We start from the raw sequence: 20213 nt of genomic DNA, 5'->3' as shown, positions 1-20213 counted from the left end.
GCGCCAAGAGGGTCGGTACCGGACTAGGCAATATGATGGCCGGATTTGTGGCGAGATGCGGCGCCGGAAAACTTTAAACGCGGTGATAGGGATGGCCGGATAGGATCGTCACCGCGCGATAAAGCTGTTCCGCAATCAAGATTCGCACGAGTTGATGCGGCCATGTGAGTTTGCCGAGACACAGGGTAGCGGAGGCCTTGTCGTAAAGCGATGGGTCAAGTCCATCCGCGCCGCCGATGGCAATCACCAGATCGCGTTTGCCGCTGTCGCGCATATTACCGAACAGATCGGCAAAGGCCGGACTGTCGAGCGCCTTGCCACGCTCGTCGAGTAGAATGAGGGCAGCGCCGTCGGCCAGATGTTTTTCCAGCATCGCGGCTTCCTCACGCTTGCGCGTTTCGGCGTTGGAAGCGCGGCTTTCCGCGACCTCGATGACACGGGAAAATTCGAGACCGATGGCCGGTCCCGTTTTGGCGAAACGGTCCAGATAGCGCGACGCAAGATCTTTTTCAGGGCCGGATTTGAGCCGTCCCACCGCAAAAATCGAAATCCGCATTCACATATCCATCCATATCGCAAACTCAGTCGTTTGCGTATCTATCAGGACAGGCTGCGGATTTCTATGCGGCCGATGCGGCGCATCGGCCTTGAAACCGCATCAATGCAGCGTTTCTTCCTCGATGTCAGGGGCGGCCCACATTTTTTCGATGTTGTAGAACGCTCGGACTTCGGGACGGAACACATGGATGATGACATCGCCTGCGTCGATCACCACCCAATCACCGGCCTCTAGGCCTTCAACCCGGGAGTGACCGAAGCCCTCATCCTTCATATCGGAGATAAGATGCTCGCAAATGGCCGAGACATGCCTGTTGGATCGCCCGGAGACCACAACCATGTAGTCCGCAAGCGCCGATTTTCCGGCAATGTTCAGGTAAACGATATCTTCTGCTTTGGAGTCCTCTACGCTTGCGAGGACGGTTCCGAGGGCACGACGGGCAGCATCAACGCCACTCTCCATGCTCTTTGGGATAGCGCTGAAAGCTCTTCCCTTGGTGTGTACTGTTGTCAGTGGTTTCCCTTTCCGAAATGACAAACCAGATACTGTGCAGCGATTCTTCACGCCACACAGTAAAGTTGGCATCGAAGCGTTAAGTTTTCAAGATGTGGGGACGCAATCCGCACGTCATACTTTATCTATGACCGTTGCGCAACGCCGTGGAGCTGAGCGTCGAGCGCGGTCCGTGGATGAAAACCCAGGCGGGTGCGGTCTTGGTCCACAAAACACCGGCATCGTCTTCATCCACCCGCGCATGGCTGAAAGCCTGCGCCATGGTGGAGGACAGATAGGCCAAGGTCGCGCCGGGCCGGTCTATGACGGCAATCGGGAAGGTTTCAGCGATCTTGCGCCATTTCTGCCAGCGATGGAAAGTGCGCAGATTATCGGCACCCATGATCCAGATGAAATGGACATGCGGATTTCTGGCCTTGATCTTCGCCAGCGTATTGGCCGTGTAACTGATGCCGAGCGATTGCTCGAACGCCGTGACCTTGACACGCGGATCGCTGATCAGCTTTTCACAGGCCTCGATGCGGGTTTTCAGCGGTGCAAGCTCCGCCTTGTTTTTTAAGGGATTGCCGGGTGTCACCATCCACCACAGCTGATCGAGCCCCAGCCGTCGCAGGGCGATTTCGGCAACCAGCGCATGGCCCGCATGGGGTGGATTGAACGACCCGCCGAACAGGCCGATGACCATGCCGCGCTCCGTGTGCGGCATGGTGAGGTGGTGCTTGTCCAGACCTGGCTCGTCAGTCACATATCATGTCCGCGTCTGGCCGGTGCCGTGCACACGGTATTTGAAGGACGTCAGCTGTTCGACGCCGACAGGGCCACGCGCGTGCATCTTGCCGGTGGCGATGCCGATTTCCGCGCCCATGCCGAACTCGCCGCCATCGGCAAATTGCGTCGAGGCATTGTGCAGCAGGATGGCGGAATCGATTTCGTTGAAGAAACGTTCGACCACGGTGGAATCTTCCGCAATTACCGCTTCGGTGTGATTGGACGAGTATGTGCCGATATGTTCGATAGCACCTGAGATGCCGTCCACGACATTGACCGAAATAATGGCGTCGAGATATTCCGTGCGCCAGTCTTCTTCCGTCGCGGCTTTCACGCCTTCGACGGCTTTCTGCACGATCTCGGAGCCACGCACTTCGCATCCGGCATCGAGCAAAATTCGGACCAGTGGTTCGAGATGCGTCGATACGGCATCGGCATCGACCAGCAGCGTTTCCGCAGAACCGCAAATGCCGGTGCGACGCATCTTGGCGTTCAGCACGATGTTTTTCGCCATATCCAGATCGGCGGATTGATCGACATAGACGTGGCAGATGCCTTCCAGATGGGCGAAGACGGGAACACGCGCTTCAGACTGCACGCGCGCAACGAGGCTTTTACCGCCGCGCGGAACGATCACGTCCACCGTGCCGCCAAGGCCGCCGAGCAGGCTGCCGACGGCGGCGCGATCCGTGACGGGCACGAGTTGGATCGCATGCTCTGGAAGTCCCGCGATCTTCAAACCTTCCACGAGGCAGACATGAATAGCACGCGATGAATATTGCGAATCCGAACCGCCGCGCAGGATCACGGCGTTGCCAGCCTTAAGGCATAGCGCACCAGCATCCGCCGTCACGTTTGGGCGGCTTTCATAGATGACGCCTATAACACCAAGCGGCGTGCGAACACGCTCAATTTTCAGGCCATTGGGGCGATCCCAGGCAGCGATGACCTCGCCGACGGGATCTGCAAGGGCTGCGATGGAGCGAATGCCTTCGGCAATGCTTGATATCCGTGCATCGTCCAGTTTCAGGCGGTCGATGAAGGACGCGGCAACGCCTGAACTTTCGGCGGCAGCAAGGTCCCTGACATTGGCTTCGAGAATTCTGTCTTTCGACGCCTCGATGGCAGAGGCCATGGCCAGCAAAGCGCGGTTTTTCTGGTCCGCACTGGCGATGGACAACGGTCGCGAAGCAGCTTTTGCCTGAGCGCCGATGGACATCATCAGCGTTTCAATATCATGGCTCTGCTTCACGGCCTGTTCAGGCATCGACTTCATCCTTCTTCGTATCGTTTATTTTGACGGAGATACCCGTCATCACCAGATCATCGCGATGGATCATCGCGGCGCGACCGACATAACCGAGGATCGCCTCGATCTCATTCGACTTGTGGCCGTTGATTTGCCGTGCCTCATCGGCATCGTAACCGGCAAGGCCCCGGGCAATCTCACGGCCCTGCGCGCCCATGATGGCGACAGCATCACCACGTCCGAAATTGCCTTTCACCAGCGTCACGCCAGCGGGCAGGAGGCTTTTTCCGGCGTAAAGCGCCTTTTCCGCGCCCGCATCCACATGCAGTTCGCCAGCAGGCTGAAGCTGCCCGGCAATCCAGGTCTTGCGGGCGGTGACGGGCGTGCCCGAGGGTGCAAACCACGAGGAGCGTGCGCCGTTTTCGATGGCTTTCAGCGGATTGAGCGTCTTGCCCGACGCGATAATCATGCCGCAACCGGCTGCTGTCGAAATCTTGCCCGCATCGATCTTGGTGCGCATGCCGCCACGCGACAGTTCCGACGCAGCCCCACCCGCCATCGCTTCGATCTCAGGCGTGATCTCGGCAATGGTTTCCAGAAACTGCGCATCGGGGTCTAGATGCGGCGGTGCGGTGTAAAGCCCGTCGATGTCAGACAGCAAAATCAGAAGGTCTGCACCCGTCATAGTGGCCACGCGTGCTGCCAGACGGTCATTGTCGCCATAGCGGATTTCCGTCGTCGCAACCGTGTCGTTTTCGTTGATGATCGGGATCGCACCGATCTTGAGCAACTGGTTGATGGTCGCACGCGCGTTGAGATAGCGGCGACGCTCTTCCGTGTCTGACAGCGTCAGCAGGATTTGGCCTGCGACGATCTCGTGCTTGGAGAGGCTTTCCGACCATGCCCGTGCCAGCGCGATCTGGCCAACGGCCGCCGCCGCCTGACTTTCTTCCAGCTTCAAGGCGCCGGAGGGTAGGCCGAGCACGGTGCGACCCAGTGCGATGGCGCCTGATGAGACGACCTGTACATCCGCGCCGTTCTTTTTCAGCGCCGCGATATCCTCGCAGATCGCATCCAGCCAGTCCGTCTTAAGGCCGCTCTTGCGGTCAACCAGCAGGGCAGAACCGATCTTGATGACGATGCGGTGGTGTTTGCCGAGAGGTTTTCGCGCCGATGTCATAGGCGGTCGTCTCCATCCTCGATTTCGTCTTCGACTGGCATGGAGCGGTCCGGCATGGCGGTGCTGCCGCCACGGCTGTCGGAGACGATGATGTCGCGAAGCTCGCGAAGGGCTTCCAGCATGCCGATATGGGCCGCGGCAGACAGAAGAAGCGGTGGACGGCCACAGGCCTTCTCCAGTTCCTTTGCCTTCTTCTTCAGCTCTTTTTCGTCGAGAACATCGATCTGCGAAAGCGCCACGATTTCAGGCTTTTCCGTCAGTCCACCGCCATAGGCATCGAGTTCTTTCTTGACCGTCTTGTAAGCCTTGCCGACATTCTCTTCCTGCGCCGAAACAAGGTGCAGCAGAACGCGGGTGCGCTCGACATGGCCGAGGAAGCGGTCGCCAATGCCGACACCTTCATGCGCGCCCTCGATCAGGCCGGGAATGTCGGCCAGAATGAATTCGCGTCCATCGATGGTGGCAACGCCGAGGTTCGGATGCAGGGTGGTGAAGGGGTAGTTGGCGATCTTGGGGCGCGCGCGCGTGACCGTGGCCAGGAAAGTAGACTTGCCCGCATTGGGAAGCCCGACCAGACCGGCATCGGCAATCAGCTTCAGGCGAAGCCAGACCGTCTTTTCCTCGCCCGCAAGACCGGGGTTGGCATGGGTCGGCGCCTGATTGGTGGAGGACTTGAAATAGGCATTGCCGAAACCACCGTTACCACCGGCGGCCAAGCGGAAACGCTGGCCTTCCTTGGTCAGGTCGATGATCAGCGTTTCGTTGTCTTCTTCGAAGATTTGCGTACCGACGGGCACGCGCAGAACGACATCAGCGCCCTTGGCGCCGGTGCGGGTCTTGCCCATACCGTGCTGGCCGATGGTGGCCTTGAAGTGCTGCTGGAAGCGGAAGTCGATCAGCGTGTTGAGGCCATTGACGACCTCGACCCAGACGTCACCGCCACGTCCGCCGTCACCGCCATCAGGGCCACCGAACTCGATGAACTTTTCGCGCCGGAAGGATACGGCACCCGCGCCGCCATCGCCGGAGCGAATATAAACTTTTGCTTCATCGAGAAATTTCATCGTCTTGGCCGTTCTGTCAGCTTAGTGGCAATTCCAGCAAAGGTTTGCGGTCTTGCTTTTTAAAAAAGGATCTGCCGATCCAAATATAGGCGCAGGCTCTCAAGGTCAAAGATTATCGTGGCGTGAGAGCCGATAGCGCAAGGCCGGTTTGCGATGAAACCGGCCTCGTTTCGATTTCTTCACGGTCGGGCCGCGCGAAATGCCTCTGCGGTCAGTGCGGTATCCAGATGCGTGACCATGCTTGCCCGGGCAACAGCATAGACTTCCTTGCATCCGTTGATGTGGAAACCGAGCTTGTCCTGCACGCGCAACGAGGCAGGATTGTCGGCAAACACGCCGGAATAGAGCACTTCGCCGGGCTTGCGCTCGAAGAAATGCTCAACGACCGCAGCCACGGCTTCGGTCATGTAGCCCTTGCCCCAATGGGCACGACCGAGCCAATAGCCAAGACGCCACTCGTCATGAAGCCGTTCGATCGAGACGACGCCGATCAGCGTGTCGCCGCCGCAGGTTATGGCAAAATCCCAGTCAGGCAGGGTGCCGGACGTGCGAAGGATCAGCCATTCCAGCGCATCCTGCTTGTAATAGGGTGCTGGAACCCGCGCCAACATGCGCGTGACCTCAAAATCGCTCAACGATTCCGCAATGCTGCCCGCATCGACAAGGCGCTGCGGGCGCAGCACCAGACGGTTGGTCTTCAATGTAGGGCAGGGGCTTTGCGAAGCCGCTGTCGCGGCGGCTGGAGACCGCATCGATTGAGCCGTCCTCATCGCATATCTCCCCAGCTTCTGAGCGATACCCATGTCTTGCGATCCAGCCTGTACCATTCGACCGGAACCATGCCGCCAAGCGCGAGCGAACCGACCATGCCGGAACCCTGAAGCTGAAAACCGCACTTTTGTATGACGCGGCGCGACGCGATGTTGGTGACGCGGCAACGGGCATCGATCTGCTCGATGTCACGCGTGCGGAAGGCCATGTCGATCAGGGCATGGGCGGCTTCGGTGGTGTAGCCGTTGTTCCAGTAAGGTTCGCCCAGCCAGTAGCCCATTTCGAGCGTCTTGCCGTCTTCCTGCGGTTCCAGCCCGCAGCAGCCCATAAACTCGCCGTTCTCCATGCGGGTAATCGCATAGACGCACTTGCCAATCTCGCCCACTTTTGCACGTCGCACGAAATCCGCGGCATCTTTGGCCGTGTAAGGGTGCGGCATACGCGACACCATGGTCGCAATATTGGCGTTGTTGGCAAGATGGGCAAGGGCGTCAATGTCTTCTTCGTGGGGGGCGCGCATAACGAGCCTTGACGATAATAAGACGGGGCAATCGCTCCTTGACCGATCGGGTCTCGGCCGTTCTTCGGGTGACCGTGATTGGTCTACCCTTAACAATTCAGCTTGCATGGTTCAGTCCCTCCATGAGGTTAAGAAAAAAGGGGAGTTGGGTGGTGCCCCAACTCCCCTTTTTTGTGACTGAACCTGTTACGTCTCAGCCGGGTCATTGGGACACCGGCTGCATATGACGCTACCGGCTTATTCTGCTGCTTCCGCTTTCGGTGCCACAGACACGTATACGCGGCCATTGCCCTTCGTGCGGAAGGATACATTACCGGCGGTCAGCGCGAAAATCGTGTGGTCCTTGCCGAGGCCGACATTGGCGCCCGGATGCCACTGCGTGCCGCGCTGGCGCAGAATAATGTTGCCTGGAATGACAGCTTCGCCGCCGAACTTCTTTACGCCAAGGCGCTTGGAGTTGGAATCGCGACCGTTACGCGAAGAACCACCAGCTTTTTTATGTGCCATTGGATTGCTCCTTTAAACCTAGTTTCCCGTGTCGCGCCGATTAGGCAGCAACGATGTCCGTGATGCGGACGACGGTGTGATGCTGACGATGACCGCGCGTACGCTTGGAGTTCTGACGACGACGCTTCTTGAAGGCGATGACCTTCTTGCCGCGATTGTGTTCGACAACTTCGGCCTTGACCGTTGCGCCTGCAACGAAAGGTGCGCCGAACTGTGCGTCAGCGCCAACGCCGATCACGAGAACTTCGGTGAATTCTACAGTTGCGCCAGCGTCTGCTTCCAACTTTTCAATTGTGAGCACGTCGTTGGCCGCTACGCGGTACTGCTTACCGCCGGTCTTGATGACTGCGAACATTTTTTATCCTTTCATGTTCGTTCCGGCTCTGCGCGCAAATGCGTGCTGGCCGTCTTTTTATCAGTCGAATAGCGGAGATTTGGGAGGCTCGAGACCTCTTGAAACCCTGCCGGTGAAACCGCTTTTGACAAAGCGATGCAAACAGAAGGCGCAATACGCCATCAATTTGCGTGTGGGATATGCGAGGAGGCCGTTTCTGTCAAGATCATGAGAGCCTGAAAAATAACCCTGATGCGCAAGATTCTGGGGCGATTTTGCTGCTTGTGGCAAAGAGGCCTCGAAATTTTTGCGGCAAGGGTTTATATGGGCCTCACAACAAGGAGCAGAAATGGCCCGCATAGACAAAACCGACGATTGGCGGGATCGCCACGCGCCGACAATTTCAGCGTTCGAATCGCTTGCCATCGAGGCATATGGCCATCTGCCGGAAGAGTTTCGCGCACTGACCAAGGACCTCGTCATCGAGATCGCGGATTTCCCGACCGATGAAGTGTTCGAGGATATGGCACTCGAAACGCCGTTCGATCTGCTCGGCCTGTTCGAAGGTCGCGGCATATCCGAGCGTTTCACCATGGAAACCGGCGAGATGGTGAACCGCATCACCCTGTATCGCCGTCCGATCCTGGACTACTGGGCCGAGAACGAGGAAACGCTGGGCGACATCATCACCCATGTCCTCATTCACGAAATCGGCCACCATTTCGGCCTGTCGGATGACGACATGGAGCGCATCGAAGAGAGCGCCGACGAGGCAGCGACGGATCGTTGATCCGCCGTTGCGTCACCGTTTTGGGCCTTACTGTTCGCCCAGCTTCATATCCGGGTGGTATTCCTTACCTTCGACAGTCTTGATGACCGGTTGGCCGCAATGCATCACGCCTGTTGCCGCGTTGAAGGCATAGGTGGGGGAGCCAGCCAGTTCCCAGCCCTTGTTGAGGGCTTCAGTGACGCGGTGACAAAATTTCGCGTCGTCGGGACCGGTGATGAAACGATAGACTTTCATTCTTTCTCTGCCTTTCTCTGGTCGATGATCTCGGCCATCGCCACAAGCCTTTCGGCCTGGCTGACATGCAGCCTTTCGATCATGCGTCCGTTGGAATTGATGACGTTCAATCCCACAGATTCCGGTTTTGCGAAAGTCGCAATAATCTCGCGGGCCTCGTCCAATGCCTCCTGCGCAGGCGCGAAAGCCTTGTTGGCTGCATCGATCTGGGCGGGATGGATCAGCATCTTGCCATCGAAACCCATGGAGCGGCCCTGCTCGCATTCTGCGGCAAAGGCATCGAGATCGCGGAAATCATTGGAGACGCTGTCGATGACATCGAGCCCATAGGCACGCGCCGCCAACACGGCCTGCATCAGCCAAGGTACGAGATACATTCGACCCGGCTGTGCGGGAACACGGGTTTCCTTGCGCAGATCGTTGAGACCGACCACGAAGGCGCCAAGCCGGGCCGCTTGCGTGTGTGAGGATTCGGCAATGGCCGCAGCGTTCAGGACACCCTTCGGCGTCTCGATCATCGCCCAGATTTTGAGGGTCTCCGGTGCATCGGCTTCTGCCAGAAGTTCGGCGACATCCTGAATATGGGAAGGCTGCTCCACTTTCGGCAAAAGGATCGCACTCGGCGCGCATTCCAAGGCCGCCTTCAAGTCCCGTTGTCCGACATTGGTCGACGCGGGATTGATGCGGATGATGGTTTCGCGGCCGGCCAGCGGCGTCTCTTTGAAGAGGGTCAGGAGATTGTTTCGCGCTTCGTCTTTCAAATCGGGTGCGACCGAATCTTCCAGATCGAAAATGACGCCATCGCAATCCAGCGTCTTGAGTTTTGCAAGTGCGCGCAGGTTTATGGCAGGCACCGACAGAAGCGAACGGCGTGGGCGAACAGTATTGCTAAAATAAAAATCGGCCATGCCGCACTTGTGTCAACCTTTTGTGACATTCGCAAGCAGATAGGCGATGTGCATCCTCTTGCAAGCAGCGCAAAGAAGGCCCACATTCGTTTGGACAGAAAGGTTTGAACCATGCAGGGCATTCGTACATTCTTCATCGTGGCTTCCAGCATCGCAGTTCTGGCTCTTGCCGCTCTTTTCACCGCATCCTTGACGGTTGCACTGGTGGGCACCTTGGCCGTGCTCAGCGCGGTCCGGCTTTTTTCGGCCCGTCTCAAACCAGCTCCCATCCCCGTCAATCCGCGCCATCGCGAACAGCAGAATATGCGCGTGTGGAACGACGGTCGCGGTACCATCATCGACCTCTGATCCAAGACGTCTTTATATAGACTTCTGAGATTGGTCGCGGGCTCCAAGGCGAGCCCGTTCCCTTTGCGATTTCCGACACGACACCGATATTCGGACAGTTGCCTTGAGTGCAAAAATCTTTGCTGCTCCGCTAATGGCAACCGCATCGCTACAAACCCTAAGAAATCAGTGAAACGAATTTATGCAAACCGGTGCAGCGGATGACGACTTTCGTCGTATCCGGTCATGTCGTGTTGCAATGCCGTGGCTTTCAAAGTATCGACATGCCAGTTCAACCCACCTAATCGAGGGAAGCGAATGCGTATCGATGCAATTTCTATCGGCAAGAACCCGCCGGATGACGTCAATGTGATCGTCGAGGTGCCGGTTGGCGGCCACCCGATCAAGTACGAGATGGACAAGGAAGCGGGCGCTCTGATCGTTGACCGTTTCCTCTACACCCCGATGACCTATCCGGGTAACTACGGCTTCGTGCCGCACACGCTTTCCGAAGATGGCGATCCGATTGATGTTCTGATCTGCAACACACGTCCGCTGGTTCCCGGCTGCGTGATCAATGTGCGCCCGATCGGCGTCATGATCATGGAAGACGATGGCGGCAAGGACGAGAAGATTCTCGCCGTACCAGCGCCAAAGCTGACCCAGCGCTACGACAAGGTCCGCAACTACACCGACCTGCCGGAAATCACGCTGAAGCAGATCGAGCATTTCTTCGAACACTACAAGGATCTGGAGCCCGGCAAGTGGGTGAAGATGGGCGGCTGGCAGGATGTCGACGTTGCCCGCAAGCTGATCGTCGAAGCCATTGAGCGCTACAAGGCTCAGGCCTGATTTCAGCCCTTGAGACCAAATAGAAAATCCTCCGGCTCGGTAATCGATCCGGAGGATTTTTTGTTTGTCGGTATCGCTGAGGCTCAGGCAACCAGAGGATAGATGGTGTTCCACATCAGCGAGCGGATGAAGAAGATGATGAGCAGCAGAATGATCGGCGAGATATCGATGCCGCCGAGGTTCGGCAGAATGCGACGGATGGGCCGCAGGGCTGGTTCCGTGACGTTATACAGGAAGCTGCCAATCGCGCCGACGAACTGGTTCGAAGAATTGATGACATTGAAGGCGTAGAGCCAGGAGAAGATCGCGCTGGCAATCAACACCCAGGTGTAAAGGTTCAAAGCCAGATCTATTGTCTGAAACAGGGCAAGCATCAATGTCTCCATTCGTTGTTGGATGACATTTAGACATTAGCGCATCAACCGGCAAGTGGGGCGTGTATCGACAAGCCCTGTAAAGCAAGGCAAATCGCGCGCCCTCATAACAACCCAGAAGAAGATCGCTCGGGCGTTGGATCAGGCCGCGCTGCCGTGACCCTTCGTGATGTGTTCAACGATGGGGCAGGGCTCGTCGATCCCTGGTCTCAACATGTATCGATTTGAATGTCCGTGCCATTTTGAAGCGATTGTCGTCAGCGTTTCGGCTAAACGTCGGGTGGCCTGTGGATGTTAAATCTTCATTAACGATCGCGTGAGGGCTTTTCAGATTTCCGGCCATTTGGCTGCATCGAACCATTAAAATGCGAGCAACCCATGAAACGGGCTGATTCGATTTGCTGAAGGTGTTCCATGATGGATTCAGATGACAGTGCTACGCCTTTCTCCTGGCCTGCTATCGGTGCGGGCTTTAGCCAGCCCTATAGCGTTGGTGTTTCCAGACATTTGCCCGCTGTGTCTGCTGTGCAGGCGGTGCGCACGCAACTGACCGACTGGGGCCAGCCTGTCCATGAGGGCGCGCGCGTCATCGCGGCTTCGCCACAGGCGGCGGGCAGAAGCTATGAGGAAATTCCGCTGACCATGGAAGTGGTGATCGGTCAGGCCCAGCTTCCCGTTTCCGCACTCATGTCGCTGACGCGGGATCAGGTCATTCTGCTGAACAAGCGGTTTGGCGATCCGGTAGAGATTAGGGTCAACGGGCAGATGATTGGCCGGGGTGAGATCGTTTCCGATCACCACGACAACATCATCGGCGTCAAGCTGACGGAAGTGCTGCGCAGCTAATCCGCTTATCTCTGCGGCACGCCGTCAAAGACCATATCGAGAAAATGCGATAGCCAGACCCGCAGGGCGGTATCGAACATCATGCGGCCTTCCAGATGCTGGCTGCCGACCTGAGCGTTGGGCATGCCAAAGCGTTCTGCGCCACGCACCACCCAGCTCTGCATCATGGCGCGGGTGAGTTCTGCGTGGAATTGCAGGCCCCAGGCGTTTTTGCCATATCGAAATGCCTGGTTAGGATAGGTCTCGCCCGATGCCAACAGATCGGCGCCATGGGGCAGTTCGAAGCCTTCCTTGTGGAAGTGATAGACCATTTGCGGCCAGTGCTTCATCAGAAGCCGACCTTTCTCCGTCGTTTGCAGCGGGTACCAGCCGATTTCGACCTTGCCCTCCTTATGCGGCTGAACCTTGCCGCCAAGATGTTTGGAGAGCATTTGCGCGCCAAGGCAGATGCCGAGGAAAGGTTTGTTTTCCTTCAGCGGCACCTTCAGCCAGTCGATTTCCGTCTTGATGAAGGGCTCTGGGTCATTGGCGCTCATCGGACCGCCGAAAATCACCGCGCCTTTATGGTCGGCAAGCGAGGAGGGAAGGGCGTCGCCCAAGGCCGGGCGACGGATATCCAGCCGGTAGCCTTTTTCGACCAGCATCTGGCCGACCCTGCCGGGTGTGGATCTTTCCTGATGGAGGACGATCAATATGCTGTCTTGTCTGCCCTTTTGACAGGATGGGTCAAACAGCATCTTCTTGTTTTTCGCTTTCTTCGGGAATGTTCTTATGGGTCGCCGCCTGCTGACGCTGCAGAACGCGGTCACGGACGGACACGCCCAGAAGATCGGCCACACGCCAGATGACGTGGTCTTCCATCTCGTTGCGCTCTCCATCGGCGTAGACGATATCCCAGAGGATGCCGATCAGCTCGATGCGTTTTTCCTCGTCCAGATGGCGGCGGATATCTGCGGTGAAGCGATAATAGTCCACCGCTTCCCGTCCGGCCTCACGGCCCGCTTCCATCAGGGCGTCCAGCTTGCCGGAACTGAGCTGGTAATGTTCTTGAAGCAGCTCCCGCAGGCGCTGGCGTTCAACCTTGGAGACGGTGCCGTCTGCTTCCATCACCTGAAAACAGAGCGCTGCGATGGCGACCCGCAAATCATCCGGCAGAAAATCCTTGGACGATCCGCTTTGGGTGAGGTTCTGGAAAAACGACTGGATATGTTCGAACATGGCTTTCCTTCAATCCGGTCAAAATAGCTTCAGACGCGTTTTTTCGTCCGGCTCCGGGTTGGGCTTCTTCACACCCGGATCGTCCGGCAAGCCGCCGAAAAAGGCTACGGCTTCCGGCTGTTTTTCACCACGCTTTTCGTCAGCGGGCTTGGCGATATCGCTCTTCGGCGTGACCGCCTTTTCGACCACAGCCGGTTTGCTTTCAGCCACGATCACCGGCTCGGCCTTCACCGGAACGGGAATCTCGATGATCTTCTCACGGATTTCCGGCTTGGCAATATCGGGCAAGGAGGAAATCGCCTGATCGACGCTCACATCCTCGACGGGGCCTTCGACCTGGCCAAAGGGCATTTTCCATTCGAAGGCATCCAGCCGTCCGGTGACAGGCGACGCAGGTAGCCATTTGTCCGAAACGATGCCATCCGCGACCCAGGCGTGATCACGCGGCGCGCGCAAGGCCTGCGCCATCCAGTGGCGAATGCGACCCTGATCACCCGTTTCAGCTTCCTCGATATCGGCCATCAGCAGGAACACGCTTTCGCGGGGCTCAATCCGTGCCGCAGCTTCCGCCTTGGCGCGGGCGCGGGCAAAGTCCTGTGCATCAAGAGCTGCCTGCGCAACAGCGAACAGAGCCTCGACATTGTTGGGTTTCAGGCTTTCCAGCCGCTCGGCGCGCTTGAGGCGATCCACGGCGGTATCGCCGCTACGAGCGCGGACATAGAGTTGCGCGATCTGTGGGTGCGGCTCGATTTTCCAGACCGGCTCCAAAACGGCAGCAGCCTTGCGCAGATTGTCTTCGCGCAGATAGGATTTTGCGGCGACGAGGGCGGCGGGCACCAGAGACTTGGAGAGTTTCAATGCCTGCTTGGCATCTTCACGCGCAGCCTTCGGATCGCTTTCGAATTTCTCTTCCGCCTTCGCCGTCAGCAGCACAGCTTTCAACCGTTCGGCTTCGCCGCGGTCTATGACATGTGCCGCCTTCTGCTGGTCGAGCAGACGGATAGCGTCATCCCACTGGCCACTGCGCGATTTGCTTTCCAGCGTCGCCTGTGCTGCCCAAGGCAGGTAAGGCGCGTTCTTTGCGGCATCCTCGGCATATTCCAATGCCGCTTCATTTGCGCCCTGGCGACGGGCTTCCATGTAGAGACCACGCAGGCCGAGTTCGCGGGTTTCGGGGTCTTGCGCCATCGCCTCGAATTTACGGCGGGCAGCATCGTATTTGCCTTCGATCAGATCGGCCTGCGCTTCCAGCAGGTGGATCAGCGGTTCCTGATCGGCGCTGAGCAGGCCTTGCGTGCGCGCCGTCATTTTGCGGGCGAGAAGGGCGTTGCCTGCACCTGCGGCAATCAGGCCGGTCGAAAGTGCCTGATAGCCGCGATCCCGCTTGCGGGCGCGGAAATAGCGCCGTGCGGCGTGAGGGGAGTTCCAGACCGTATTGAAAAGCCACCAGACGATCATGACGGCTGCAATCAATGCCGCGACGATGGAGGCGGCCACCATGAGGCTCATCTCGATCAACTGGCCTTGCCAGACGATGGATAGGACACCCGGGCGATCTGCGAGCCATGAAAAACCGAAGCCGATGAGAAGGACGATGACGACGAAACTGATGATTTTTGTCATGTCTTACCCCTGCTGGCCGGTGCTGCTGATGGCGCGTGTCAGCGTGCCGTTTACGAGGTCTTCGACCTGTACGCGGGCATCGAGAGACTTTTTGAAGTCGGCGGATGCGGTCTTGGCGGGCTCAGGCAATCCATCCCATTCCAGTGCGGCACCTTTGAGATCGCCATTGCGCAGCTTGTCTTCCATCCGGGCAATCTTTGCCTCCGGTCCTTCGCCTTCAACATTGCCGACGGGACGAACCTTGACGAGCGACAGGGCGCTTTCCGTCAGGCGGTCGAAGATGCCCTGATTGGGGTCAGCCTGATTGAGCGAACCCAGCATGGCGTTGGCGACATCGGGGAAATTGCGGGTCAGTTCCGCGCGGGATGGGACACCGGTATTGGCAAAGGGCCGTAGCGATTGGATGGCCGGATCATTCGGTGTGACCTTCGACAGCGTGTCGAGTTCGGTCAGGAACGGTCCGCCACGGTCAATCGCAGCCTTGAGGCCCGCCGAAGCAATGGCGCGTGCGACTTCGATATCTTCGCGCGGCTCGTTGATCTTGGTTTCCGCAGCACTCAGGCGGCGCGTCAGTTCGGCATTGGCGGTATCCTGTGCCGACTTCTCAGACTGGAGAGTCGACACCGTGCTTTCCAGCGCTGTCACCTTGTTTGCGAGATCGCCACCGCCGGACGCGGAATCTTCCAGTGCAGCGAGACGGGTTTCCAGTGCCGACGTGTCCGCTGTCGCCTGTGGCGCACTGGCGATCTGCTCACGCAGACTTGCGACCTGTGTCTTCAATGTCGCCAGTTCATCCGAAGAACCCGCATTTCCGCTAAAGGGCGGGAGATATCCGGCATATTGCATGCTGCCTGCGGCGAGCAATGCGATGAGGCCACCGACGATACCGGCAGCAAGCAGGCCAGAATTTCCGGGACTTTTTTCAGTCTCGGTTTTGGGCTTGGTCGTGGTGTTTGTGGAGGTCTTTGTTTCCGCAGCAGGTTTGGAGGGCTCGACCTTGGGCGAAGAGGACGCCGTCTGGCTTGGCTTCGGCGTCTCTGCCTTGAAGGGAGGAACAGACGACGTCTTGGGAGGCTCTTGCGCATTCGCGGGTTGAGCTTTCACGTCATCCGTCTTGTGAATATTCGGTTCAGGCTCGATTGGCTTTTTGACCTCTTGGTCCCAGATCGGCTTGGGGTTTTCCTTCGGGGTATCAACGGCTGCGCTTGGTGCAGGTGCCACGTCCTTATCGGGTTCAGGCTTGGCAGCATTGTCCGCAGCAGCGGCGTCCTTTTCCTTGCCGATTTCCTTCACGTCCTTAGCGTCCAGGTCAATCGTGACCGGCTCGGCGTTGGACTTGGAGTGGCGTGGCGGCTTTCCCGATACCATGACAACCTCATTCTGCCTGCATTTCCTTAAACCTAGTCAGTGATAGCGGCAAAGGAAAGGGGCAAGAGGGAATTAGGTTCCCGCCTTCGTGTCTAGAAGCGCGAAGATTTCGGCCTCGCCGGGTGTGGCGCTGGCCAGTGCTGCGTGTCGAAACGCTTCTGGAATATGGGAAACGACCTTGGTGCTGATGCAGATGAATTTACAGTGATCCAACGACACGGAAACGGCTTCGGTTTCCATCAGCGCAAAAAAACGGCGTGCTGCCTCGGCGGAGTAGAGAAGGACGGCATCGATTGGAGCATCCGCCAGCAGGTTTTGAAGCTGCGCGTGCTGCCAGTCCACCGGCTGCATTTCATAAATCTCGGCGGTTTCGAACGGCACATTCAGAGATGCCAGTCGTTCTTCGAAACCCGCTTCGCGCGGTTTTCCAGCGAGATAGAGAAGCGAATTGTCTGAAGGCAACGTCTCGGCAATCAACTGCGCCAGAGCAACCCCATCGCTTTTTCCGGCAATGACGTTCCGAAAACCCGCGTCTCGCGCTGCCTGCGCCGATGCTTCGCCGACCGTGAACAAAGGCGTGTTCAGCGAGTGAGCGGTGAGAGTATTGCCCTCCGTCAGCACGCGGATGGCCTGCGCGCTCGTCACGGCGATTGCTGAGGGTTGTTTCGATAAAGCCTTTTTGGCCATTTGGGTAAAATGGACAGGTTCGGTCAGCGGCAGCAGGACGGGCTCATGCCCAAGCGCACGCAACAGTTCCGCCGTCTTTTGCCCCGATGCTTGCGGGCGTGTGACGACGACGCGCATGCTCAGGTCCAGCCTTCGAAGAAGCCGGTTCCGGCAGCGGCGCGCACCTGTTCTCCTGCCTGTTTGCCAAGCTCCAGAGCCTGCGTGCATTTGCCTGACATTTCGACACTATGTTCCGTCCGCCCATCCGGAGTGAGGATGAGACCGGAGAAATGCAGCTCGTCGCCATCGCAGGTAGCGTAGCCGGCAATCGGCGTGCGGCAGGAACCATCCAGCACCGAGAGAAATGCACGTTCACAAGAAACGGCATGATAGGTGGGACAGTGGTTGATAGCAGCAAGCAGATCGCCGACGCGGGTATCGCCAATGCGGCTTTCGATGCCGATCGCACCTTGCGCCGGGGCGGGCAGGAAGTCCTTCGTTTCCAGAAGTTCGGTCGGCACGTCGGCCATATCCAGTCGTTTCAGACCGGCAAAGGCGAGCAGCGTCGCATCGGCCAGGCCGTCTTCCAGCTTGCGCAACCGCGTTGCCACGGCACCGCGAAAGAGAATGACATTGAGGTCCGGTCTCACACGGCGGATCAGTGCCTGGCGACGCAGTGAGGCGGAGCCGACGGTCGCGCCATGCGGCAATTCGATGAGTTTCGGTGCGGCGCGGCCAATGAAGGCGTCGCGCACATCTTCACGCGGAAGAAATGCCGAGAGATAGAGACCATCAGGCAGTTTCGTCGCCATGTCCTTGGAGGAATGCACGGCGAAATCCAGATCGCCGGACAGAAGCTTTGTTTCCAGCTCCTCGGTAAACAGGCCCTTGCCGCCGACCTCGGACAGAGCGCGGTCTGCGATGCGGTCTCCCTTTGTGGAAATCGGCACGATCTCGAACATGTCAGCCGCAAGACCATGGGCCGCCATCAGGCGATCACGGGTTTCGGTGGCCTGTGCGAGTGCAAGAGGGCTGCCGCGTGTGCCGATTCGGAAAGGTTTTGTTTGCATCCGCTTCTATCCATTGTTACCGGAGGTGTTCGTACCCAAGTTTCTGAAGCACCGCAATCAACGAACCCGCTGATGACCCCCTTTCTTCGTATTCTCGGCATAGAGACAAGTTGTGACGAAACCGCTGCATCCGTGGTGGTTCGGCATGCCGATGGGCGTGGAGAGATCGTCTCCGACGTCGTTTTGTCGCAGCTGGAAGAACACAGCGCCTATGGCGGCGTGGTGCCGGAAATCGCCGCGCGCGCCCATGTGGAAGCGCTCGATACACTGGTCGAGGAAGCGCTGGTGGGTGCTGGCGTCACACTTGCCGATATCGATGCCGTTGCCGCAACCTCCGGTCCGGGGTTGATCGGCGGGCTGATCGTGGGGTTGATGACCGGCAAGGCGATTGCCAAGGCGGCGGGCAAGCCGCTCTATGCCGTCAACCATCTGGAAGGCCATGCGCTGACGGCACGACTGACGGATGGCCTGTCCTTTCCCTACCTCATGCTGCTTGTTTCCGGCGGACACACCCAGCTCATCCTCGTGCGTGGTGTCGGCCAATATGAACGCTGGGGCACGACCATCGATGATGCGCTGGGCGAAGCCTTTGACAAGACGGCGAAGCTTTTGGGGCTCCCCTATCCCGGTGGGCCAGCGGTTGAAGAGGCCGCAGCAACAGGGAATGCAGACCGCTTCCCGCTGCCGCGCCCGATGGTGGGTGAAGCGCGGCTTGATTTTTCCTTCTCAGGTCTGAAGACGGCTGTTCGGCAGGCGGCGACAGCCATTGCTCCGCTATCGGATCAGGATATTGCCGATATCTGCGCATCGTTCCAAAAAGCCGTGTCACGCACGTTGAAGGATCGCATCGGTCGCGGTCTGCAACGGTTTCTGGACGAGTTTCCAGAGGTGGACGGCGGACCATCCCTTGTTGTGGCCGGTGGCGTTGCCGCCAATCAGGAAATCCGCCGCACGCTGCAGGATTTGTGTGACAAGCACCGTTTTCGTTTCATCGCACCGCCCTTGCAACTGTGCACTGACAATGCTGCCATGATTGCATGGGCCGGGCTTGAGCGGATGGCGCAGGGCATGGAACCTGACAGTCTCGATGTACAGCCGCGGTCACGCTGGCCGCTGGATGCGCAGGCGCAAACGCTGATCGGCTTTGGCAAGCGGGGAGCGAAGGCATGACGGAACGCGAAAAGATCGTCGTCATCGGCGCAGGCGCTTTCGGCACGGCCATTGCCGTGGTCGTCGCTCTGGAAAACCGCCATGACGTGACCTTGCTGGGACGTGATGCCGCCCTGATGGAAGATTTGCGGGAAGATGGCGTGCATGATGCGGCGCTGCCGGGCATCGCCCTGCCGGATTCACTGCACTATTCCGCCGAACCGGATGTTCTAAAAGACGCCGGCATCGTTCTCTTCGCCATGCCATCGCAGGCGCAGGCGGATGCGGCCCGCCATTATGGTCCTTACCTGGCTAAGGATGCCGTCGTCGTGACCTGCGCCAAGGGTATCGACCGCTCTTCCGGCCAGTTGTTGACGGATGTGCTGGAGCATGAATTGCCGCATCACCCCGTCGGCGTCTTGTCCGGCCCCGGTTTTGCGGCGGATATTGCCAAGGGGTTGCCAACGGCAATGGCGGTTGCCGCTGCCGATGCCGGTGTGGCCGAGCGGCTGGCGCAGACGATTTCCGGGCGCACCTTTCGGCTCTACGCATCGACGGACCGCATCGGCGTGCAGCTGGGCGGTGCCCTGAAGAATGTGCTGGCGATTGCTGGCGGCATTGTTGAAGGCGCAGGGCTTGGCGATTCGGCGCGGGCAGCACTGATTTCGCGCGGGTTGGCGGAAATGTCGCGGCTTGTGGTGGCCATGGGTGGTCAGGCGGATACGGTTCGCGGCCTTTCGGGCCTTGGCGATCTGGTTTTGACGGCAACCAGCCATCAATCGCGCAATTTGCGCTTCGGTATTCTGCTGGGGCAGGGTGGAGAGCCCGGCGCGTTCCATGGTGGGCTGGTGGAAGGCGCTTACGCTGCTTCTGTCGCATCACGCCTTGCCGATGGTCTTGGTATCGAGATGCCGGTGACGGATGCCGTTGCGGCGATCATCGATGGCAGGCTCGACATCAAAACCGCCATTCAACAATTGATGACACGGCCCATCACCACCGAATAGGGCCCCTTGAGAGGAGATCGAAATGCTGTTTGCCTTCATCTGCAAAGACAAGCCCGACCATCTGCATGTGCGCATGGAGACCCGCCCCGTTCATCTAGAGCATCTGAACAAGCTCAATGCCGAGGGAACGCTGAAAATGGCGGGTCCGTTTCTGGATGCCGAGGGAAAGCCGAATGGCAGTCTCGTGATTGTGGAAGCGGCTGATATCGATGCGGCAAAGGCGCTGGCTGATGCGGACCCTTATGCCAAGGCTGGCCTGTTCGAAAGCGTCGATGTGAAGCCCTATAATTGGGTTTTCAACAATCCGGGAGCGTAA

At 58.4% G+C, this 20213-nt stretch carries 26 protein-coding genes; 7 read left to right on the top strand and 19 right to left on the bottom strand.

All coding sequences use genetic code 11. The annotated features are described in order from the left end of the window. Window positions 1-73: 73 nt before the first annotated feature. From rlmH to rplU, 10 genes are all read right to left on the bottom strand, one after another. Entirely contained in the window at window positions 74-556 is a 483-nt protein-coding gene (rlmH, locus tag AC27VJ_RS17375; RefSeq protein ID WP_062452944.1) for a 23S rRNA (pseudouridine(1915)-N(3))-methyltransferase RlmH, read from the bottom strand. Between the two features lie 102 nt (window positions 557-658). After that, a complete protein-coding gene (gene rsfS / locus AC27VJ_RS17370) occupies window positions 659-1144 on the bottom strand; it encodes a ribosome silencing factor (RefSeq protein ID WP_113086096.1) in 486 nt (161 codons plus the stop codon). A gap of 49 nt (window positions 1145-1193) precedes the next feature. Next, a complete protein-coding gene (locus AC27VJ_RS17365) occupies window positions 1194-1778 on the bottom strand; it encodes a nicotinate-nucleotide adenylyltransferase (RefSeq protein ID WP_113086181.1) in 585 nt (194 codons plus the stop codon). 42 nt (window positions 1779-1820) lie between these two features. Next, window positions 1821-3107 carry a glutamate-5-semialdehyde dehydrogenase gene (locus AC27VJ_RS17360; RefSeq protein WP_488685079.1) on the bottom strand — a complete coding sequence of 429 codons (1287 nt, stop codon included), beginning with the start codon at window positions 3105-3107 and terminating at the stop codon, window positions 1821-1823. Then, window positions 3100-4269: a glutamate 5-kinase gene (proB, locus tag AC27VJ_RS17355; RefSeq protein WP_488685078.1), complete on the bottom strand. Its 1170-nt coding sequence runs from the start codon at window positions 4267-4269 to the stop codon at window positions 3100-3102. Before proB ends, AC27VJ_RS17360 begins: the two co-directional genes overlap by 8 nt. Next, window positions 4266-5333, bottom strand: coding sequence for a GTPase ObgE (obgE, locus tag AC27VJ_RS17350; RefSeq protein ID WP_062452941.1), 1068 nt, complete (start codon window positions 5331-5333; stop codon window positions 4266-4268). The genes proB and obgE overlap by 4 nt, the downstream gene beginning before the upstream one ends. 179 nt (window positions 5334-5512) lie before the next feature. Further along, a complete protein-coding gene (locus AC27VJ_RS17345) occupies window positions 5513-6103 on the bottom strand; it encodes a GNAT family N-acetyltransferase (protein WP_488685077.1) in 591 nt (196 codons plus the stop codon). Next, window positions 6100-6732 (bottom strand): GNAT family N-acetyltransferase, encoded by a 633-nt coding sequence (locus AC27VJ_RS17340; RefSeq protein WP_062452939.1) that lies wholly within the window; start codon window positions 6730-6732, stop codon window positions 6100-6102. The genes AC27VJ_RS17345 and AC27VJ_RS17340 overlap by 4 nt, the downstream gene beginning before the upstream one ends. Before the next feature lie 129 nt (window positions 6733-6861). Further along, entirely contained in the window at window positions 6862-7131 is a 270-nt protein-coding gene (gene rpmA / locus AC27VJ_RS17335) for a 50S ribosomal protein L27 (protein WP_062452938.1), read from the bottom strand. Between the two features lie 40 nt (window positions 7132-7171). Continuing rightward, window positions 7172-7486 (bottom strand): 50S ribosomal protein L21, encoded by a 315-nt coding sequence (rplU, locus tag AC27VJ_RS17330; RefSeq protein WP_045230876.1) that lies wholly within the window; start codon window positions 7484-7486, stop codon window positions 7172-7174. A 328-nt stretch (window positions 7487-7814) separates the two neighbouring features. On the opposite strand from rplU, the gene AC27VJ_RS17325 reads away from it, so the two are divergent. After that, window positions 7815-8255 carry a metallopeptidase family protein gene (locus tag AC27VJ_RS17325; RefSeq protein WP_113086101.1) on the top strand — a complete coding sequence of 147 codons (441 nt, stop codon included), beginning with the start codon at window positions 7815-7817 and terminating at the stop codon, window positions 8253-8255. Between the two features lie 27 nt (window positions 8256-8282). Here the strand turns inward: AC27VJ_RS17325 and AC27VJ_RS17320 are convergent, their stop codons facing one another. Both AC27VJ_RS17320 and AC27VJ_RS17315 read right to left on the bottom strand, forming a co-directional pair. Further along, window positions 8283-8489: a DUF1737 domain-containing protein gene (locus AC27VJ_RS17320; RefSeq protein ID WP_062452936.1), complete on the bottom strand. Its 207-nt coding sequence runs from the start codon at window positions 8487-8489 to the stop codon at window positions 8283-8285. Next, window positions 8486-9397, bottom strand: coding sequence for an HpcH/HpaI aldolase/citrate lyase family protein (locus tag AC27VJ_RS17315; protein ID WP_488685076.1), 912 nt, complete (start codon window positions 9395-9397; stop codon window positions 8486-8488). The genes AC27VJ_RS17320 and AC27VJ_RS17315 overlap by 4 nt, the downstream gene beginning before the upstream one ends. Window positions 9398-9508: 111 nt before the next feature. On the opposite strand from AC27VJ_RS17315, the gene AC27VJ_RS17310 reads away from it, so the two are divergent. Then, the gene (locus tag AC27VJ_RS17310) at window positions 9509-9745 is read left to right on the top strand and encodes a hypothetical protein (protein ID WP_113086103.1); all 237 of its coding nucleotides are present in this window, start codon (window positions 9509-9511) and stop codon (window positions 9743-9745) included. Window positions 9746-10042: 297 nt separating this feature from the next. Then, window positions 10043-10576 carry an inorganic diphosphatase gene (gene ppa, locus AC27VJ_RS17305; RefSeq protein ID WP_113086104.1) on the top strand — a complete coding sequence of 178 codons (534 nt, stop codon included), beginning with the start codon at window positions 10043-10045 and terminating at the stop codon, window positions 10574-10576. Between the two features lie 83 nt (window positions 10577-10659). Here the strand turns inward: ppa and AC27VJ_RS17300 are convergent, their stop codons facing one another. Continuing rightward, on the bottom strand, window positions 10660-10950 hold the full coding sequence (locus AC27VJ_RS17300) for a YggT family protein (RefSeq protein ID WP_113086105.1): 291 nt from the start codon (window positions 10948-10950) through the stop codon (window positions 10660-10662). Between the two features lie 414 nt (window positions 10951-11364). Between AC27VJ_RS17300 and AC27VJ_RS17295 the strand changes: the two genes are divergently transcribed. Further along, the gene (locus AC27VJ_RS17295; RefSeq protein ID WP_113086106.1) at window positions 11365-11796 is read left to right on the top strand and encodes a FliM/FliN family flagellar motor switch protein; all 432 of its coding nucleotides are present in this window, start codon (window positions 11365-11367) and stop codon (window positions 11794-11796) included. Between the two features lie 5 nt (window positions 11797-11801). Here AC27VJ_RS17295 and AC27VJ_RS17290 read toward each other — a convergent pair whose 3' ends face one another. The 6 genes from AC27VJ_RS17290 to hemC form a co-directional block, all read right to left on the bottom strand. Then, a complete protein-coding gene (locus AC27VJ_RS17290; RefSeq protein WP_488685075.1) occupies window positions 11802-12533 on the bottom strand; it encodes a glutamine amidotransferase in 732 nt (243 codons plus the stop codon). Then, entirely contained in the window at window positions 12523-13014 is a 492-nt protein-coding gene (locus AC27VJ_RS17285) for a tellurite resistance TerB family protein (RefSeq protein WP_488685074.1), read from the bottom strand. Before AC27VJ_RS17285 ends, AC27VJ_RS17290 begins: the two co-directional genes overlap by 11 nt. A gap of 18 nt (window positions 13015-13032) precedes the next feature. Beyond that, window positions 13033-14637 carry a heme biosynthesis protein HemY gene (locus AC27VJ_RS17280; protein ID WP_488685073.1) on the bottom strand — a complete coding sequence of 535 codons (1605 nt, stop codon included), beginning with the start codon at window positions 14635-14637 and terminating at the stop codon, window positions 13033-13035. 3 nt (window positions 14638-14640) lie between these two features. Beyond that, entirely contained in the window at window positions 14641-16005 is a 1365-nt protein-coding gene (locus AC27VJ_RS17275; RefSeq protein ID WP_488685072.1) for a COG4223 family protein, read from the bottom strand. Between the two features lie 72 nt (window positions 16006-16077). Then, window positions 16078-16809 carry a uroporphyrinogen-III synthase gene (locus tag AC27VJ_RS17270; protein ID WP_488685071.1) on the bottom strand — a complete coding sequence of 244 codons (732 nt, stop codon included), beginning with the start codon at window positions 16807-16809 and terminating at the stop codon, window positions 16078-16080. Window positions 16810-16811: 2 nt separating this feature from the next. Then, window positions 16812-17741 carry a hydroxymethylbilane synthase gene (gene hemC, locus AC27VJ_RS17265; RefSeq protein WP_062452927.1) on the bottom strand — a complete coding sequence of 310 codons (930 nt, stop codon included), beginning with the start codon at window positions 17739-17741 and terminating at the stop codon, window positions 16812-16814. A gap of 72 nt (window positions 17742-17813) precedes the next feature. On the opposite strand from hemC, the gene tsaD reads away from it, so the two are divergent. Genes tsaD through AC27VJ_RS17250 form a run of 3 tightly spaced genes read left to right on the top strand, consistent with a single transcriptional unit; the run spans window position 17814 to window position 20213 of the window. Next, complete coding sequence (gene tsaD / locus AC27VJ_RS17260; protein ID WP_488685070.1) at window positions 17814-18911, top strand: tRNA (adenosine(37)-N6)-threonylcarbamoyltransferase complex transferase subunit TsaD; 1098 nt, start codon at window positions 17814-17816, stop codon at window positions 18909-18911. Next, window positions 18908-19897 carry an NAD(P)H-dependent glycerol-3-phosphate dehydrogenase gene (locus AC27VJ_RS17255; protein ID WP_488685069.1) on the top strand — a complete coding sequence of 330 codons (990 nt, stop codon included), beginning with the start codon at window positions 18908-18910 and terminating at the stop codon, window positions 19895-19897. The genes tsaD and AC27VJ_RS17255 overlap by 4 nt, the downstream gene beginning before the upstream one ends. 22 nt (window positions 19898-19919) lie before the next feature. Beyond that, window positions 19920-20213: a YciI-like protein gene (locus AC27VJ_RS17250; protein ID WP_062452925.1), complete on the top strand. Its 294-nt coding sequence runs from the start codon at window positions 19920-19922 to the stop codon at window positions 20211-20213.

The sequence above is a fragment of the Agrobacterium sp. 20P9.1.2 genome (genome assembly GCF_057799395.1).
This window is presented reverse-complemented; position numbering and strand designations above follow the sequence as displayed.